The sequence below is a fragment of the Paenibacillus sp. MER 180 genome (assembly GCF_023713665.1).
Classification (GTDB): Bacteria; Bacillota; Bacilli; order Paenibacillales; family Paenibacillaceae; genus Paenibacillus_B; species Paenibacillus_B suaedae.
Genome location: NZ_JAMAVT010000059.1, coordinates 1 through 703 on the forward strand (window position 1 = coordinate 1; position 703 = coordinate 703).

Below are 703 nucleotides of genomic sequence, written 5' to 3' on the forward strand. Positions count from 1 at the left end.
AAGGCTCGTGTGACTAAAGCTGCGTCCTTTTTCGGCCCTGCACTTGAGCCAATGATCTCTCGATTAAAGAGGTCAACTAATACACAGATGTAGTGCCATCTGTTTTTGACTTTGACATACGTTAGATCGCTTACAACGACGCGCTTAGCTTCAGATTGCTGGAACTTGCGGTTCAGTTCATTTACCTGTTGCGATTCGTTGCATGTTGTTTTGTGAGGTTTGTATTGAGCCACGGTGTATGTAGAAACAAGGCCTTGTTCCTTCATAATGCGGCCAATTCGACGTCTTGATACGATAAGTCCACGTTCGTGAAGCTTTGCTTTAATCTTTCTTGTACCATATGCATTTCGGTTCTTCTGGAAGATTTCAACGATAAGCTTTGTAATACCATCTTCATTGCTGGAGTTTTTTGCTTCATAATAGTACGTACTTCTAGTTATTTGCAGGACGTCGCACATTGCTGATACCGAGTATTTGTCGCGATTTTGATGGATGACACTTACTTTCGTCCCATGATCAGCGCTGCTTGCTTTAGAATGTCATTCTCCATTTTGAGTCGTTGGTTTTCTTTCCGTAATGCAATAAGTTCATTTTCTTCTGGAGAGCGGTTGTCCTTCTCTGAGAAGGAACCTGTTTGGTGGGCTTGTTTAATCCAGCGATCCAATGCAGATGCACTCAACTCATACTCACTTACAATGTCTGC

General features: G+C 42.5%; 1 pseudogene. It reads right to left on the reverse strand.

Annotated features, from left to right (window positions below):
• A pseudogene (locus M3661_RS29775) lies at window positions 1-703 on the reverse strand (IS3 family transposase); the annotation flags it as partial.